This window comes from Streptomyces sp. NRRL F-4489, from assembly GCF_001509485.1.
Classification (GTDB): domain Bacteria; phylum Actinomycetota; class Actinomycetes; order Streptomycetales; family Streptomycetaceae; genus Streptomyces.
The window spans coordinates 14,737-29,752 of the sequence record NZ_LLZI01000090.1; the positions used below are offsets into that span (position 1 = coordinate 14,737).

At 74.2% G+C, this 15,016-nt stretch carries 15 protein-coding genes; 3 read left to right on the forward strand and 12 right to left on the reverse strand.

The window, feature by feature from the left end; all coding sequences use genetic code 11:
* Positions 1 to 14: 14 nt before the first annotated feature.
* The 7 genes from ADL22_RS09385 to ADL22_RS09415 form a co-directional block, all read right to left on the reverse strand.
* Positions 15 to 596, reverse strand: coding sequence for a GAF domain-containing protein (locus ADL22_RS09385; RefSeq protein ID WP_066975797.1), 582 nt, complete (start codon positions 594 to 596; stop codon positions 15 to 17).
* A 74-nt stretch (positions 597 to 670) separates the two neighbouring features.
* The gene (locus tag ADL22_RS09390; RefSeq protein ID WP_066975690.1) at positions 671 to 1,297 is read right to left on the reverse strand and encodes a GTP-binding protein; all 627 of its coding nucleotides are present in this window, start codon (positions 1,295 to 1,297) and stop codon (positions 671 to 673) included.
* Positions 1,275 to 1,688 (reverse strand): DUF742 domain-containing protein, encoded by a 414-nt coding sequence (locus tag ADL22_RS09395; RefSeq protein WP_079063974.1) that lies wholly within the window; start codon positions 1,686 to 1,688, stop codon positions 1,275 to 1,277. Before ADL22_RS09395 ends, ADL22_RS09390 begins: the two co-directional genes overlap by 23 nt.
* Complete coding sequence (locus ADL22_RS09400) at positions 1,685 to 2,134, reverse strand: roadblock/LC7 domain-containing protein (protein ID WP_066975692.1); 450 nt, start codon at positions 2,132 to 2,134, stop codon at positions 1,685 to 1,687. Before ADL22_RS09400 ends, ADL22_RS09395 begins: the two co-directional genes overlap by 4 nt.
* Complete coding sequence (locus ADL22_RS09405) at positions 2,124 to 4,199, reverse strand: sensor histidine kinase (RefSeq protein ID WP_066975694.1); 2,076 nt, start codon at positions 4,197 to 4,199, stop codon at positions 2,124 to 2,126. The genes ADL22_RS09400 and ADL22_RS09405 overlap by 11 nt, the downstream gene beginning before the upstream one ends.
* Before the next feature lie 330 nt (positions 4,200 to 4,529).
* On the reverse strand, positions 4,530 to 5,876 hold the full coding sequence (locus tag ADL22_RS09410; protein WP_079063975.1) for an MBL fold metallo-hydrolase: 1,347 nt from the start codon (positions 5,874 to 5,876) through the stop codon (positions 4,530 to 4,532).
* 292 nt (positions 5,877 to 6,168) lie between these two features.
* Positions 6,169 to 7,572, reverse strand: a complete 1,404-nt coding sequence (locus tag ADL22_RS09415) for an NAD(P)/FAD-dependent oxidoreductase (RefSeq protein ID WP_066975697.1) — start codon at positions 7,570 to 7,572, stop codon at positions 6,169 to 6,171.
* A gap of 340 nt (positions 7,573 to 7,912) precedes the next feature.
* Between ADL22_RS09415 and ADL22_RS09420 the strand changes: the two genes are divergently transcribed.
* The gene (locus tag ADL22_RS09420) at positions 7,913 to 8,920 is read left to right on the forward strand and encodes a carbohydrate kinase family protein (protein ID WP_066975699.1); all 1,008 of its coding nucleotides are present in this window, start codon (positions 7,913 to 7,915) and stop codon (positions 8,918 to 8,920) included.
* A gap of 20 nt (positions 8,921 to 8,940) precedes the next feature.
* On the opposite strand, the gene ADL22_RS09425 is transcribed toward ADL22_RS09420, so the two are convergent.
* The 3 genes from ADL22_RS09425 to ADL22_RS09435 are packed head-to-tail and all read right to left on the reverse strand — an operon-like array spanning position 8,941 to position 10,994.
* A complete protein-coding gene (locus ADL22_RS09425) occupies positions 8,941 to 9,846 on the reverse strand; it encodes an SAM-dependent methyltransferase (RefSeq protein WP_079063976.1) in 906 nt (301 codons plus the stop codon).
* A gap of 10 nt (positions 9,847 to 9,856) precedes the next feature.
* Positions 9,857 to 10,120, reverse strand: coding sequence for a DUF397 domain-containing protein (locus ADL22_RS09430; protein ID WP_066975701.1), 264 nt, complete (start codon positions 10,118 to 10,120; stop codon positions 9,857 to 9,859).
* A 7-nt stretch (positions 10,121 to 10,127) separates the two neighbouring features.
* Positions 10,128 to 10,994: a helix-turn-helix domain-containing protein gene (locus tag ADL22_RS09435; protein ID WP_066975703.1), complete on the reverse strand. Its 867-nt coding sequence runs from the start codon at positions 10,992 to 10,994 to the stop codon at positions 10,128 to 10,130.
* 214 nt (positions 10,995 to 11,208) lie between these two features.
* On the opposite strand from ADL22_RS09435, the gene ADL22_RS09440 reads away from it, so the two are divergent.
* Entirely contained in the window at positions 11,209 to 11,592 is a 384-nt protein-coding gene (locus ADL22_RS09440) for an ATP-binding protein (RefSeq protein WP_066975704.1), read from the forward strand.
* A gap of 68 nt (positions 11,593 to 11,660) precedes the next feature.
* Here ADL22_RS09440 and ADL22_RS09445 read toward each other — a convergent pair whose 3' ends face one another.
* Complete coding sequence (locus ADL22_RS09445) at positions 11,661 to 12,461, reverse strand: SGNH/GDSL hydrolase family protein (protein WP_066975706.1); 801 nt, start codon at positions 12,459 to 12,461, stop codon at positions 11,661 to 11,663.
* A gap of 284 nt (positions 12,462 to 12,745) precedes the next feature.
* Here ADL22_RS09445 and ADL22_RS09450 point away from each other — a divergent pair, with 284 nt between their 5' ends.
* The gene (locus tag ADL22_RS09450) at positions 12,746 to 13,552 is read left to right on the forward strand and encodes a tyrosine-protein phosphatase (protein WP_066975708.1); all 807 of its coding nucleotides are present in this window, start codon (positions 12,746 to 12,748) and stop codon (positions 13,550 to 13,552) included.
* Positions 13,553 to 13,601: 49 nt separating this feature from the next.
* On the opposite strand, the gene ADL22_RS09455 is transcribed toward ADL22_RS09450, so the two are convergent.
* The gene (locus tag ADL22_RS09455; protein WP_066975710.1) at positions 13,602 to 14,984 is read right to left on the reverse strand and encodes an aspartate aminotransferase family protein; all 1,383 of its coding nucleotides are present in this window, start codon (positions 14,982 to 14,984) and stop codon (positions 13,602 to 13,604) included.
* Between the last annotated feature and the right edge of the window lie 32 nt (positions 14,985 to 15,016).

The following is a 15,016-nucleotide window of genomic DNA, read 5'->3' on the forward strand; positions in this document are numbered from 1 at the left end:
GGGCTCGCCAAGGCTCAGGGGGCGCCGGTCTCCCGCTGCCGCCGCTCCATCTCGTGGATCTCCTCGACGAGTTCGGCGGCGAACGCCTTGATGGTGTGCAGCCCCTCGCGCCCCCAGGGGCGGGGTTCGCGGTCGATGACGCAGACGGTGCCGAGGGTGGTGCCGGTGTGGTCGATCAGCGGGGCGCCGAGGTAGGTGCGGATGCCCAGTTCGTCGACGACGGGGTTGCCGGCGAACCGCGGGTAGTCGCAGACGTCCTCCAGCACCAGCGCCTTGCGGCGGACCACGACGTACGGGCAGTAGCCGTGGTCGCGGGCCATGAACCGCTCGGGGCGGCCGCTGGGCGGCGCCGGGCCCAGTTCGACGGCGGTGTCCAGGTCGGGGGCGTAGAGGCCGGCGAAGTACTGCTCGCGCTCGTCGATGAAGTTGACCATGGCGTAGGGCGTCTCGGTGGTCCGGGCGAGCTTGCGGGCGAAGGCGTCGAAGGCGGGCAGCGGGTTCTTGCCGATGCCCAGTTCCCGCAGCCGGGCGACCCGGGCCGGCGCCTCGTGGTCCTCCGGCGTGATCAGCAGCCGGCGGGTCAAGTCCTCGTTCAGATACGGGAGTTCGGCGGAGGGGTTGCGCCAGGACGGGTAGCGGGACGGGAAGCGGAAGCGGGCGGAGGGGGCGGTCACGGCAGCTCCGGGGTGGCGGTGAGGGCGGGGACGGGGGACAGGAGGTGTTCCACGAGGGAGACCAGGACGCGGGTGGCGGAGGCGCACTGGCGGGCGTCGCACCGCAGCACCGGGATGCCGGGCGCGAGGTCGAGGGCGGCCCGGACCTCGTCGGGGGCGTAGCGGTGCCCGCCGTCGAACTCGTTGACGGCGACCAGGAACGGAATCCCGCGCCCCTCGAAGAAGTCGACGGCGGCGAACGACTGGTCCAGCCGCCGGGTGTCGGCGAGCACCACCGCGCCCAGCGCCCCGTGGGACAGTTCGTCCCACAGGAACCAGAAGCGGTGCTGGCCTGGCGTCCCGAAGAGGTACAGGACGTGCTCCGGGCCGAGCGTGATCCGGCCGAAGTCCATGGCGACGGTGGTGGTGTCCTTGTCGGCCACGCCGGTCAGGTCGTCGGTGCCGGCGCTGAGCTGGGTGATCAGCTCCTCGGTGCTGAGCGGTTCGATCTCGCTCACCGCGCCGACGAAGGTGGTCTTGCCGACGCCGAAGCCGCCCGCGACGAGGATCTTCAGCGCGGTGGGGAACGGCTCGGGCTCGGGGTCGCCGCGGAGCCGGGGGTCACAGTCGTTCACGAAGTCCATGCAGCACCGCCTCCAGCAGCGCACGGTCGGTACGGGGAGCGGGCCCAGGTCCCGCGACGGCCGCGGGGGTCCGCGCGGTGAGGGCCCCGCAGTCGACGAGATCGGCGAGGAGCACCTTGGCGACCGCGGCGGGCAGCCGGGTGTGCGCGGCGACCTCGGCGACCGGTACGGGCCCATTGCACAGGCCCAGCACCCGGTCGTAGTCGGGCCCTTGGAGCCCGGCGGGCCGCCGCCCGGTCGCCCGCACCAGCGTCATCAGGTCGAAGTGCGCCGTGGGGCGTGTCCGGCCCTTGCTGACGGTGTACGGGCGGACCAGGCGGCCGGCCCCGTCGTCGACCCACGGGGCGTCCGGGCCGGGCCGCCGCTGCCGGCGGGGCAGGAGGACGGTCAACGGCCACCCGCCGGGCTCTGGTGGCGCGGGGGCGTGGAGAGGTACGGCCGGACGCTCTTGACCAGCATCCCCATCTCGTAGCCGAGGACGCCGGCGTCGGCCTCGCGGCCGGCCAGGACGGCCAGGCAGGCGCCGGAGCCGGCGGCGGCGACGAAGAGGAAGGTCTGCTCCATCTCGACCACGACCTGGAGGATGTCGCTGCCCTCCCCGAAGCGGGAACCGGCGCTGCGGGCGAGGGAGTACAGGCCGGAGGAGAGCGCCGCCATGTGGTCGGCGACGTCCGGTTCGAAGCCGTGGGACGCCTTGACCAGGCCGTCCGCGGACAGCAGGACGGCGCTGCGGGTGTGCGGGACCCGCTGGACGAGGCCGGTCAGCAGCCAGGAGAGGTCGGTGTGCTGACCGCCGCGGAACTCCGGGTGCGTCTGCGCACGCACGTCACTCACCATGATCGGGGTTGTCTCCTCGGGGGTGGGCCATCGGGGCGTCGTGGTCGGGGGCAGGGAGCGGCCCGGGGTCTCCGGGGCCGCCGGCTCCGCCGTCCTGGCCCGGGGTGGTGGCCGGGCCGGGGGCGGGGTGGCCGGCCGCGATCAGGCCGGCCGCGTAGCTGGGGTCGCCGCGGCTGAAACCGCGCTGGTAGGCGGCCATCAGCGAGGGGTCGTGGAGCCGCTCGGGCCCGCCGCGGGACGGCCGCGGCGGCGGCCCTTCCCGCAACTGCGGTGCGATGTGTGCCTGTTTGACCCGCCGCGGCAACCGGGGCCGGGGCGTCTCGTCCAGGGGGAGCGGCGGGGGGGGCAGCACCACGGGGCCGGGGGCGGCGGGGCGGGCGGGGGCCGGGGTCGCGTACGGCTCGGCGGTACGGCTGCCGCCGGGGCGGGCCGTCGCCGGGCCGGACTCGGTGGGGCGGTGGTCGGCCGGGTGGTGGCCGCCGGGGGGCGGGCCGTCGGGCGTGGCGGCGGTGTGCTGCGGGGAGCGGGCGGCGGCCTCGACCGCGGCGGCGGTGGCGCCGGCCGGGGTGCGGACGATCCGGCGGCGGCCGGACGGCGTGCCGGGGCCCGCCGGGAGCGCCCGTACGGGGGCCAGGGCATGGGCCCCGGAGGCGCCGAAGGAACCCTCGGTCCCGGAGGCACCGGCGGCGTAGCCCCCGGCGGCGGCCGCCGGGTCGCGGCGGTCGGGGACGTCGTCGAAGCGGTCCCCGTACGCGCGCCGCCCGCCGCGGCCCGGCGCCGGCGCGGCGGGCGGCTCCTCCTCGTCCTCCATCCCGTCCGGGAACTCCTCCCGGGTCTCGGCGGAGTTGGCGCCCAGCAGGTCCGGCGGCACGATCAGCACGGCCTGGACGCCGCCGTAGATGCTGCCCTGGAGCCGGACCACCAGGCCGTGCCGCTGGGCGAGCGAGGAGACCACGTACAGGCCGATCCGGCCGTCGTCGAGGAGTTCGGTGAGGTCGATGTGCTCGGGGTCGGCCAGCAGCCGGTTCATCTGCTCCTGCTCCTCGGCCGACATGCCCAGGCCCCGGTCCTCGACCTCGACGGCGAGCCCGGCGGTGACGTGCCGCGCCCGCACCGTGACCGGCGTCCCGGGGTCGGAGAACTCGGTGGCGTTCTCGACCAGTTCGGCGAGCAGGTGGACGACATCGGCGACGGCGTGGCCGCGCAGGGTGCCCTCGAAGGGCGAGACCAGCTTGATCCGGGTGTACTGCTCCACCTCGGCGGTGGAGGAGCGCACCACCTCGGTCATGGTGATCGGACGGGTCCACTGGCGGCGGGTGATGGCGCCGCCGAGGACGGCGAGGTTCTCGGCGTGCCGGCGGATCCGGGTGGCCAGGTGGTCGATGACGAACAGGCCCTTGAGCAGGTCGGGGTCCTCGACCTGGTACTCCAGCTCGTCCAGGGTCAGGATCTGGCGGTGGACGAGGGACTGCAGGCGCCGGGCGAGGTTGACGAAGACCTCCAGCTTCTGCTGGTCGCCGCTGGCCTCGCTGCGGACGATGCCGACCGCCTCGATGAGCGCGGCCTCGGCGGCCCGGCCGGTGGCGGCGACGTCGTGGGCGAGCAGGCCGAGCGGGTCGCCGCCGGGCTCCGGCAGCGGCTCGTGGTCGTCGCGGGGCCGCAGCCATGCGTCGTTGCGGACGCGGTCGAGGAGGTCGGCGAGGTCGTTCTGCGCGCGGGCGCACACCAGGCGCAGCCGGGCGCAGCGGTTCGCCACGGCGCGCGCCTCGGCGTTCCCGGCCAGCCCGGCGCACAGCACGATCCCGCACACCACGACGAGACCGCCCGCCAGCACCGTCCACTCGCGGCCGGTGAGCCGGGCGCCGCCGCTGTGGACGGTGAACGCGGCGGCGCCGGTGCAGACGACGGCGGTCAGCAGGGCGGGGACGGCGGCCAGCCGGACCAGGCGGGACCGCAGGGCGGCGCCGGCGGCCGGCTCGGGGAAGGCGGCCCGCCCGTGCCGTCCGCCGTGGGACCTGGGAGCCTCCCGGGACATCTCGGTCCTCGGCGGGGTAGCGGTAGGCATCGGCGCCCTCCGGATCGGCCGTTGGCGGTTCGCGGAGCACGCACGCTAGTTGTTGCGGAGGTGCCGTTCGGGCCGCCCGCGCCTTTCGCTACCCCGCGCCACCTCCCTGAGGAGGCACCCCCCGCACACACCTGCGAAAACATCCGAACGGCCGTACGCGGGCGGGCAGTTGGCACGTCCCGCACACCCCACGCGACCCCGGCGCCTCACACCCGCCACCGGCGCGCGGGGCGACCGCCAACCGGCTGCGCCCCGCCGCGCCACGTACCCCAAACGGCCCGCCGCACTATCGCCTCGCGGCGTCAACACCTCGCCGCATTCAGGGAGTTGTCACAGCCCGGCCCCCTTGTCCCCCGCCTCCAGGCCCACGGCGCCGGCCGCCTCACCCACCGCCGGGACCGCTCGGGCCGGGACCGCTTCGTTCGGGCCCGCTTCGGCCGGGACCGCTCCGTTCGGGACCGCTCCGTTCGGGACCGACGCAGAGGTCAGGTCCGAGGCAGCGGCCAGGACCGGCGCCGGGGTGGCAGCCGGAGCCGGAGCAGCCGGCGGCCAACTCGGCCAGCCCTGGACCGGTGGCAGCGCCACCGCGCGCCACCACGGCTCCACGACCTGCTCGTCGGCGGGCTCGAACGGCCGGCCCGGCGGCGGTACGGCCACCGGCGCCCCGGCCCGGAAGGCGGCCGCGACGGTCCGCTCGGCCGGCTCGGCCCACGGGTGCGGGGCGAGGTTGAACGTGCCCCAGTGGATCGGCAGCAGCACCCCGCGCGGCTCCCCGCCCTGGAGGTCCAGATGGGCCCGCAGCCCCTCCTCCGGCGTCATATGGATGTCCGGCCAGAAGTCCGAATAGGCCCCTATCTGGATCATCGTCGCGTCGAACGGCCCGTGCGCCGCGCCGATTTCGGCGAATCCGGGGAAGTAGCCCGTGTCGCCGCTGTGGTAGATCCGGTGCCCGGGGCCGGCGACGACCCAGGAGGCCCACAGGGTGTGCTGCGGACCGCGCATTCCCCGCCCGCAGAAGTGCTGCGCCGGCGTCGCGGTGAGGGTCAGCTCGCCGACCCGGGCCGCCTCGTGCCAGTCCAGTTCGGTGATCCGCGCCGGCGGTACGCCCCAGAACTCCAGGTCGGCGCCGATGCCCAGCGGTACGACGAAGGCCGCGCCGGTGGCGGCCAGGGCCCGCACGGTGGGCATGTCGAGGTGGTCGTAGTGGTCGTGCGAGATCACCACGGCGTCGACCGGGCCCAGCTCCGCCAGCGGCAGCGGCACCGGATGCAGCCGCTTCGGCCCGGCCCAGGCGAACGGTGAGCAGCGCTCGCCCCACACCGGGTCGAAGAGCACCCGCCGCCCGTCGATCTCGGCGAGCACGGTGGAGTGCCCCATCCAGGTGAGCCGCAGCCCGGAGGCGGGCGGGCGGCCCAGCTCCGCCGCGGTCGGGCGGTGCACCGGTATCCGTCCGACCGGCGCCCGGCGCAGCCGCCCCTCGCGGCTGAGCTGCGTACGCGCCATCGGCCAGGCGGCGCCGCGCAGCACCTGCCGGGTGGGCACCGGATTCCGGAACTGGCCGTCCCGGAATTGCGGGGATCTGCGCATCCTGGCCAGCCGCTCCCCCGTCGGCTCGGCGCCGAAGCTCGCGGGGCGCGGCGCGGACAGTCGCGCGGGGCGGGGTCGGGACGCGGTCACGGCACCTCCATGGTTCGGATCAGTCGCGGGGTGAACGCACCGCGCGACCGCTGTGTTCCGGCCCGCCCACTCCCCCGCGCCCCACCTCGGCCCCCGCCGGCCCCGGCCACACGTCACCCCACCCGCCCTGACCAGCGCGTTCGGCCACGCGAAAGCGACTACGGGGGGCCTACGACACCCGGGCGCACCCCCGCCGACACCGGCGAAAACACCCGTGAGAGTGAACTCGGCACGGGCCGCCTCCGGCACTCAGCCGCCGGCCCGCCCCCTCCTCACCTCGCCGGAAGCCGCCTCACACCCTCTCCACCACACCGGCCGGCTCCCGCAGCCCCGGCCGCCGCGGCAGCAGGACCGTGCGGAGCACGACCCGCGGCGACATCAGCCGGGACGGCGGCGCCGTGAGGCAGAAGACGTCCCGGAACGCGGCGCCGACGACCGGATCGATGGCGGCGCGGGCCGAGAGCCGGTCCAGGTACCAGGTCGTCAGCCGCTCACCGGGGCCCGCCGTGGCGCCGGGTCCGCGTACGTAGGGGCGGTCCGCGCCGACCGCGGCCATCCAGGCGGGTTCCGCGGCCCGGCAGATCGCCCGCTGGGCCCGGGCCGCGGCGCCGGGACCCAGGCCCCCGGCGCGGTCGAGGGTGTCGCGCAGAGCCAGCGCGCCGAGGGCGGCCACCGTCATGCCCTGGCCGTAAACGGGGTTGAAGGTGCAGTTGGCGTCCCCGAGGACCAGCAGGCCCTCCGGGAGGGCGCCGGGCCGGTCGTAGTACCGGCGGCGGTTGCAGGTGTCGCGGAAGCCGTGCACCGGTGAGACCGGTTCGGCGCGGGCCAGCAGGCCGTGGACGTAGGGGTCGCCGATGGTGGCGCTGAACGCGGTGAACTCCGCCCCGTCCGTGGGCGGGTGGTGCCCGCGCACCCCGGACAGCGTCAGCAGCCAGTTGCCGTCCTCCACGGGGACGAACGCCGCGCCTCTGGGGCACCCGGGCCATCCGGGGACGTTGACGCCGATGCCCGGTTCGCCGCCGGGTCCGGTGAAGCGGTACATCCGGGTGGCGTAGGCCAGGCCGGAGTCGACGGTCTCCTCGCGCGGCGCCTCGCGGCCCAGTTCGGCGTACCAGCGCGGTGTACGGGAGCCGCGGCCGGACGCGTCGACCACCAGGTCGGCGGTGAGCACCCGGGCGTCTCCGGCCGCCCGGTCGCCGGTGCGGGAGCGGACCGCGACGCCGGTCACCCGCCGGGCGTCGCCGGCCAGGCCGACGGCCTCGGTCGCCTCCAGGACCTCGACGCGGGTGTCCGCGGCGGCCGCGCGCAGGGCGCGTTCGCGGACGACGGCGTCCAGGACCGGCCGGGTGACGCTGAGGGTGGGATGCCGGCCCTCGTCGAAGCGCCGCTGCCAGCCGGTGGGCGTACGGGTGACCAGATCGCGCGGCAGATACAGGCTGCGGGCGCCGGCCTCGGTGAGCGCGGCGACCGTGCCGGGCAGCAGCCGGTCCAGGGCGCGCTGGCCGCCGCTGAGGAGGATGTGCAGGTGGCGGGCGTGCGGGACGCCCTTGCGGAAGGCGGTGCCGGCCGGGTAGCGGTCCCGTTCGACGACCGTGACGGTGTCGGCGTGGCCGCGCAGGGCCGTGACGGCGAGCATCCCGGCGAGTCCGCCGCCGATCACGATCGCGGTCCGCCCGCGCCCGGTGTGCTCCGCCATGCGTGCCTCTTCTTCCCCGCGGCCGGGTGCCCGGCGCGGTCCGGCCGCGGCCCGTCACCCCTGCTCCGCTCGCTCTTCGAACTGATGGCCCCTCACCCTGGGCCGCCCGGCGCACCGGTGTCAACGGGCCGCCCCCGGGCCTGCGGACGAGCCGGCGCCGCCCGCGCCGCCGCGCCGGCCCCCGCCGGTGCCGGGCCCGCGCCCCCCGCGTCACGCGTGTCCCTGACATCCCGATATGAGGCGAGTGTGCGTCTAGACTCCCGTCGGCGGGCGCACCGCCGGCGCGGCCGCTCCCACCAGCACGGGACTCGTCTCACCAGCAAGGGATTCAGGGACGCTTGTGACCTTCCAGCAGGTATCTGAGCCATATGACGTACTCGTCGTCGGCGGATCGGGCGTGGACACCATCGTGCGGGTCGGCGCGCTGCCCGTACCGTCCGCCGACAGCCACGCCGTGCCGCCCATCCGCGAATGGGCCGGGCACACCGGCACCGGTGTCGCGCTCGGCTGCGCGGCGCTGGGGCTGGCCACCGGATTCGTGGACTTCCTCGGCGACGACCCCCCGGGCGCCCTGGTCCGCGCGCGGCTGGCCGGCAGCGGTGTCGACTTCCGGCCGCTGATCTCGCCGCACGGCACCCGGCGGGCGGTCAACCTCGTCTCACCGGACGGCCGCCGGATGTCCTTCTACGACGCCCGGGACCCGCTCGATCTGCGGATGCCGCCCGAGCACTACCTCCCCCTCCTGCGCCGCACCCGGCACGTCCATCTGTCGATCAGCCACTTCGCCCGCTATCTCTACGACGACATCACCGCCCTGGGTGTTCCCGTCTCCACGGATCTGCACGACTGGGACGGGCTGACCGAGCACCACCGGGAGTTCGCGCTCCGCTCGGACCTGGTCTTCCTGAGCACGGCGGGGGCCGGTGAACGGATCGGGCCGGTGATGCGGGAGATCATCCGCGAGGGGCGGGCCGGCGCGGTGATCGCCACCGCCGGCGCGGGCGGCGCGTACCTCCTCACCCCGGAGGACCGCACCCCCCGGCTGATCCCCGCGGCCGTACCGCCGGGCCCGGTCATCGACAGCAACGGCGCCGGCGACGCCTTCACCTGCGGTTTCCTCTACGGCAAGCTGTCCGGGCGGAGCCTGGAGGAGTGCGCCCGGCTCGGCGCGGTCGCCGGCGCCCACGCCTGCACGGCGGCGGGCACGCATACGGCGCTGGCCTCTCCCGACGACCTCGGCGCCGGCCTCACCGCGGCCGCGCCGCCGCCCCCGGCCCCCCTGGCGGCCGTGGCCGAGCCCCAGGTCTCCCCTGTCGAGGAGCCCCAGGTCTCGCCCACCGGCGCGTAGCGGGCGCCCGGCCGCTCCGGTCAGCCCTTGCGGGCCACCACGCCGTAGAAAATGATGCTGTTCAGCTCCTCGGGACCGGGGACGTCCTCGTCGGGCCGCCACAGCGGGACGCGGACGACGCCTGGTTCCAGAGGGGTGAACGGGCCGAGGAGGGCGGCTATCTCGTCCTTGGTGCGCAGGGTCAGCGGGGCGGTGGAGCTCTTGTAGACCTCCTCCACATGCGTCCGGGCGGCCTCGTCGACCCGGCCCTGCGCGTAGCCCTCGTACGGCTCGTAGGTGCCGTGCGACAGGATCAGGTGGCTGCCGGCGGGGAGCGCGGCGCCGAACGCGGCGAGCAGTCCGGCGGGGTTGTCGTCCGCGGAGAGGAAGTCCATCACGCCGCCGATCAGCAGGCCCACCGGCCGGTCGAAGTCGATCAGCGCGCGGACCGCCGGGTCGTCCAGGACGGCCTTGGGGTCGCGGAGGTCGCCGAGGGCGAAGGCGGTGCCGGCGGCGTTGGCGAGCCGGGCGCGGGCGTGGGTGGCGACGATCGGGTCGCTGTCCACGTAGACCACCCGGCTCTCGGGGGCGGTCTCCCGGGCCACCTCGTGCGGGTTGGGCGAGGTGGGGATGCCGATGCCGAGGACGAGGAACTGCCGCACGCCGGCGGCCGCCACCGCGCGGACCGCGCGCCGGCGGAAGGCTCCGTTGGCCCGCACGCTGTCCCGGACCTGCGGGTAGAGGTCGATGACGCGGTCGCCGGCGACCCGGTCGACCTCGTAGTTGTCCCAGCCGCCGAGGAAGTAGTCGTACATGCGGGCCGGGTGGGCGCGGCTGGTGTCGATCTCGTCGGCGGCGAAGCCGAGGTGGTCCGGGCCGGGCGGGTAGGGGCCGATCTCCGGGACGGCGGGGTCCGCCTGCTCCGGAGGGCTGTGCTGCTCGGTCATGGCGCCTCCCTCAGTGCGCCGGGCACGGCGCGGCGGAGAGCAGGAAGTCGGCGTGGCCGGCCTTCGCGCCCTCGATGAAACTGACCATCTCGCGGTGGGTGTAGATCAGCGCGGGACCGTCCGGGTCGGTGGACTGGCGCAGGGCGACCCGGCCGTCCCGCAGGCGCATGGCCTCGACGCACTCGCCGCCGTTTCCGCCGCTCCACGGCTTGTGCCAGCCCTCGGTGCCCAGTTCGTTGGCGGGCATGCCGTTGTAGATACGTATGCGATCCATGGGGGGTTTAGATCTCCTTGCGAAAGCCACCCAGAATGGCCTCGGTGGTGTGTGCCGGCGCGGCCTGCGCGCACATCCGGTCCAGGGCCTCCAGGAACTGCGAGACGTCGTTGCGCTGGTCGAAGTACACGGCTCCGACGAGGCTTTCCGCGTACGCGATGTCCGGGAGTTCCGGTATCGGGAAGCGGAAGATGTGGAACGGCCCGTACATGGCGGGGTGCGGGCCCGCGGCGAACGGCATCACCTGGAGCCGGACGTTCGGCATCGAGGTGGCTTCCATCAGCCGGGCGATCTGGTCGCGCATCACCTTGGGTCCGCCGATGGGCCGCCGCAGCACGGTCTCGTCCAGCACCGACCAGAGCATCGGGGCGCCGTCCCGGGTCAGCAGGGGCTGCCGCTCCATGCGGAGGGCGACGAGGCGGTCGATGTCGGCGGGCGCGGCGTGCGGCATCCCGGCGCGCAGCACGGCGGCGGCGTAGTCCTCGGTCTGCAACAGGCCGGGGACGTAGTGCGGTTGGTAGGAGCGGATGAGGTTGGCTTCGCTCTCCAGGCTGACGAAGGCGCTGAACCACTCGGGGAGGACGTCGCGGAAGCGGTGCCACCAGCCGGGGCGGTTGGCCTCGCGGGCGAGCGAGAGGAAGCCGTCGATCTCCTCCTGGTCGGTGACGCCGTAGGTCGCCAGGAGCTTCTCGACGTAGGGGAGTTTGAGGCCGACCTCGGCCTTCTCCATGCGCCGTATCGTGGCGTGCGTCACGTCCAGTGCGGCGGCGGCCCGCTCGAAGGAGAGCCCCGCCTTCTCGCGCAGATCCTGCAGTCGCTTGCCGAGCACCACCCGCAGGACGGTGGGTGCGCCCGCAGACCGTGGGTCCGCCACGTCCGATCCCCTCCAACCAGCTTCAGTGTTCAGCAGTGTGTCATGCCGTCATCAGCTCGAACAGACTGCACTTTCAATTCTGCAAATTACAGAGTGATCCTTGCCAACGGTGACCAACATCGCACATAGTTATGTCGTGGCTTCCTACAAAAACGCTCCGTCGTTAGGGCGATGCGGCGGCTTCCTCGCCCAGAGCCCGCAGGACGCGTTCCACTTGCCGGCGCGGCGCACCTCCGTGCCCGAGGCGCGCCGGCGCGTGAGCACACTGCTGCGCGAGTGGGGCGCTGCTCAACAGGTCCGCGACGACGTGGAGTTGGTGGTCACCGAGCTGTTCACCAACGCGGTGCGGCACACCGACAGCGAGAAGGTCGGCTGCGAGCTGGCGGTCATCGGCGCGCACATCCGGATAGAGATCACCGACGAGGGCGGCCCGGACGCCTCCGCGCCGCACGCCCAGCCCGGCAGCCTCGACCAGGAGGGCGGGCGCGGCCTGTTCCTCGTGGGCGCGCTCTCGGACAGCTGGGGCACCCGGCCCGTCGACAGCGGCCGGGGCCAGGTGGTCTGGGCGGATCTGCCGTACCGCACCGCGGCGCACTGAGGCCCCGCGCCGCCAGGGGCGGCCGGGGCCTCGACTCCCTTACGGGACGCGGTCGTTGCCGCGGGCTGTTACAGCGGCAGCAGGTCGGGCCGCTTGGGCTCCACGTCGTCGCCGGAGGAGACGCCGCGCAGCCGGCGGCCGATCCACGGGACGAGGTGCTCGCGCGCCCAGTGGATGTTGTCCCGCCGCGCCTCGGCGGGGGTCCGCTCCGCCTCCGGCGGCCACGGCTGGTCCGGGTCGGCCGGCACCGGCAGGCCCAGCACCTGCGCCGCGCGCAGCGCCACCCTGGTGTGCCCGTCGGCCGAGAGGTGCAGCCGGTCCTCGCTCCACGCCCGGCGGTCCTGGACGGACTTGAGCGACCACAGGTCGAGCACCGGGCAGCCGTGCCGGTCGGCGATGGCCCGCACATGGGCGGTGTACGTGGCGATCTTGCCGCGCAGGTGCTTGAGGACGGGCATGCCGCGGGTGTCGAAACCGGTGCACAGCAGCACCGTCGGCACCGTCTCGCGCAGCTCGGCGACGGCCGCCTCGTAGCGCTCGGCGACCGCGTCCGGGTCCGAGCCGGGGCGCAGGATGTCGTTGCCGCCGGCGCAGAACGTCACCAGCTCGGGGGCGAGCTGCCTGGCCCGGGGCACCTGCTCCTCGACGATGCGGTCCAGGAGCCGCCCCCGTACGGCGAGGTTCGCATAGCGGAAGTCCCCCTCGTCCCGCTGGTCGGCGAGGAGGACCGCGAGGCGGTCCGCCCAGCCGATGTACGCCCCGTCCGGTCCGGGGTCGCCGACCCCCTCGGTAAAGCTGTCCCCGACGGCTGCGTACGACCCGATGGCGCCTGCCGCGCCGTTGCTGATGTTCTTCGAATCGTCTGCCACGTCAGGACATACTTCACCTTCAGAAGTGACCTACGCCACCGTAACCAGGGGTTGACGGGAGGTGATTAATGCCACCCGGTCAAATTCTGCTCAAGTCGGAATAATGATCGATCATGAAGTGCTGAACGAGGGCCGCGCGTACGGGATGATGCGCGCCGTCGCCGCTCCGTCGCGCGCCGTCGCGGGGGTGTTGCCGCCTGATTGCCTATTGCATCAATGTCGTATCGTCGAAGCAGCCCGCCTCGTCGACGAGCAGCGTCGGCGGCCGATCCCGAGGAGCGCCCGTGACGCAGACGCCACAGGTCCCCCAGTCCCAGCCGGAGCTCGCGGAGGTCCGCAACTTCCGTGACGTGGGCGGACTGCCGACCGTCGACGGGCGTCGCCTCCGGTACGGCCGGCTCTACCGCAGCGGCCACCTCGCGCACGCCACCGAGGCGGACGCCGCGTTCCTGGCCGGCCTCGGGCTGCACACCGTCTTCGACTTCCGCAACGCCTCCGACATCAAGCTGGAGGGCCCCGACGTCGCCCTGCCCGGCGTGCGGAACGTCAACATCCCGCTGACCGACCCCGCCGACGGCGCGGAGTTCTGGACGATGGTGCGCGACGGCGAACTGGACCAGCTACGGGTCCTCCTCGGCGACGGCAAGGCGGCCGGCCGGATGGCGCAGACGTACCGCGAGATCATCACCACCCGCACCGCCGACCACAGCCGGGTGCTGCACGCCCTGGCCGAGGACAGCGTGCCGGCGCTGATGCACTGCGCGGCCGGCAAGGACCGCGCCGGACTGTCCATCGCGGTCACCCTGCTCGCGGTCGGCGTGGAGCGGGACGCCATCGTGGCGGACTACCTCAAGTCCGACGACCCCAGCCGGCGCTACAAGGTCCGCCGCTCGGACAACTCAGCGGCCGGGATGTCGCCCGAGGTCATGGAGCTGCTCTCGCCGCTCTTCGGCGCCCGCCTGGACTACCTCACCGCGGCCTTCGACGCGATCGAGGAGACCTGGGGCTCGGTGGAGACCTACCTCGCCGAGGGCCTGAAGCTCTCCCCCGCCACCCGCGAGCGGCTGCGCGCCCAGCTGCTGGAGGACTGAACCCCCAAGCACCCGGGCCGGCGCGGCCGCCCGGGTGCCGTCCGGCCGCTCAGCGGTTGGCGACCGCCTGCTTGACCAGGGTCCGCCCGAAGTCCCACAGCAGGCCGCCGCCGCTGTGCGCGTCGTCCATCACGGCCGTGAACGCCGCGACGAACCGCTCCACCTCCCGCTCGCCGATGATCAGCGGCGGGATCAGCTTGATGACCTCCAGGTGGTCGCCGGAGACCTGGGTGAGGATCCGGTGGCGCTGGAGCAGCGGCACCACCACCATCTGCGCGAACAGCCCCTTGCGGGCGGCTTGGAGCATCGTCCAGCGGCTGCGCAGGCCCAGCGACTTCGGGCGGCCGAACTCGATCCCGATCATCAGGCCGCGGCCGCGCACCTCGTGCAGCAGCTCGTAGCGGTCGACCAGCGCCGCCAGCCGGGAGCGCAGCAGCTCGCCGGTGTGCCGGGCGTTGGCCACCACCTCCTCGTCCTCCATCACCGACAGCACCGCCAGCCCGGCCGCCATCGCCTGGGCGTTGGCGCCGAAGCTCGCGGAGTGCACCAGCACCCGGTCCATGGACGAGTAGACCTTCTTGAAGATCCAGTCCTTGCCGAGGGTGGCGCCGACCGGGACGTAGCCGCCGGAGAGCGCCTTGGCGACGCACACCAGATCCGGCTCCACACCCTCCTCGTGCTGGTAGGCGAAGAAGTCGCCGGTGCGGCCCAGGCCGGTCTGCACCTCGTCGGCGATCAGCAGCGCCTTGTGGCGGTGCAGCAGTTCCTGGGCGGCGCGCAGGAAGCCGGGCGGGGCGGGGGTGACGCCCTTGCCCTGGATGGGTTCGACCACGAAGGCCGCCACGTCGCCGCGGCGCAGCTCACGTTCCAGCGCGGCCAGGTCGCCCAGTGCGACGGCGGTGTCCGGGAGCAGCGGTGCGAAGCCGTCGCGGAAGCCGTCCTCGCCGTTGACCGAGAGCGAACCGGTCGTCAGGCCGTGGAAGGCGTGCGCGCAATACAGCACGCGCGGGCGGCCGGTGGCGTAGCGGGCGAACTTCAGGGCGGTCTCCACCGCCTCGGTGCCGCTGTTGCCGAAGAACACCCGGTCCAGGTGGGGCGCGTGGGCCAGCAGCTTCTCGGCGAGCAGACCGGGCAGCGGCGGGCAGTCGAAGCGGGTGAGGTCGGCGAGCCCTGCGTCGAGGACGTCGTGCAGCGCCCGGCGGACGACCGGGTGGTGGCGGCCCAGGCCCATCACGCCGAAGCCGGCGAGCATATCGAGGTAGTCCTGGCCGTCGGCGTCGTAGAAGTAGGCGCCCTCGGCCCGCTCGTAGACCTTGTCGAAGCCGATGGTGTGCAGCATCCGCGGGAGCTGGTGGTTGAGGTGGCGGGCGTGCAGGTCGTAGCGCTCGGCGCCGCGCTCGGCGAGCAGCCGCTTGAGGTCGAATCCGGACACGGGTGTCTCCTTACGGGCGGTCGGCGGGAACG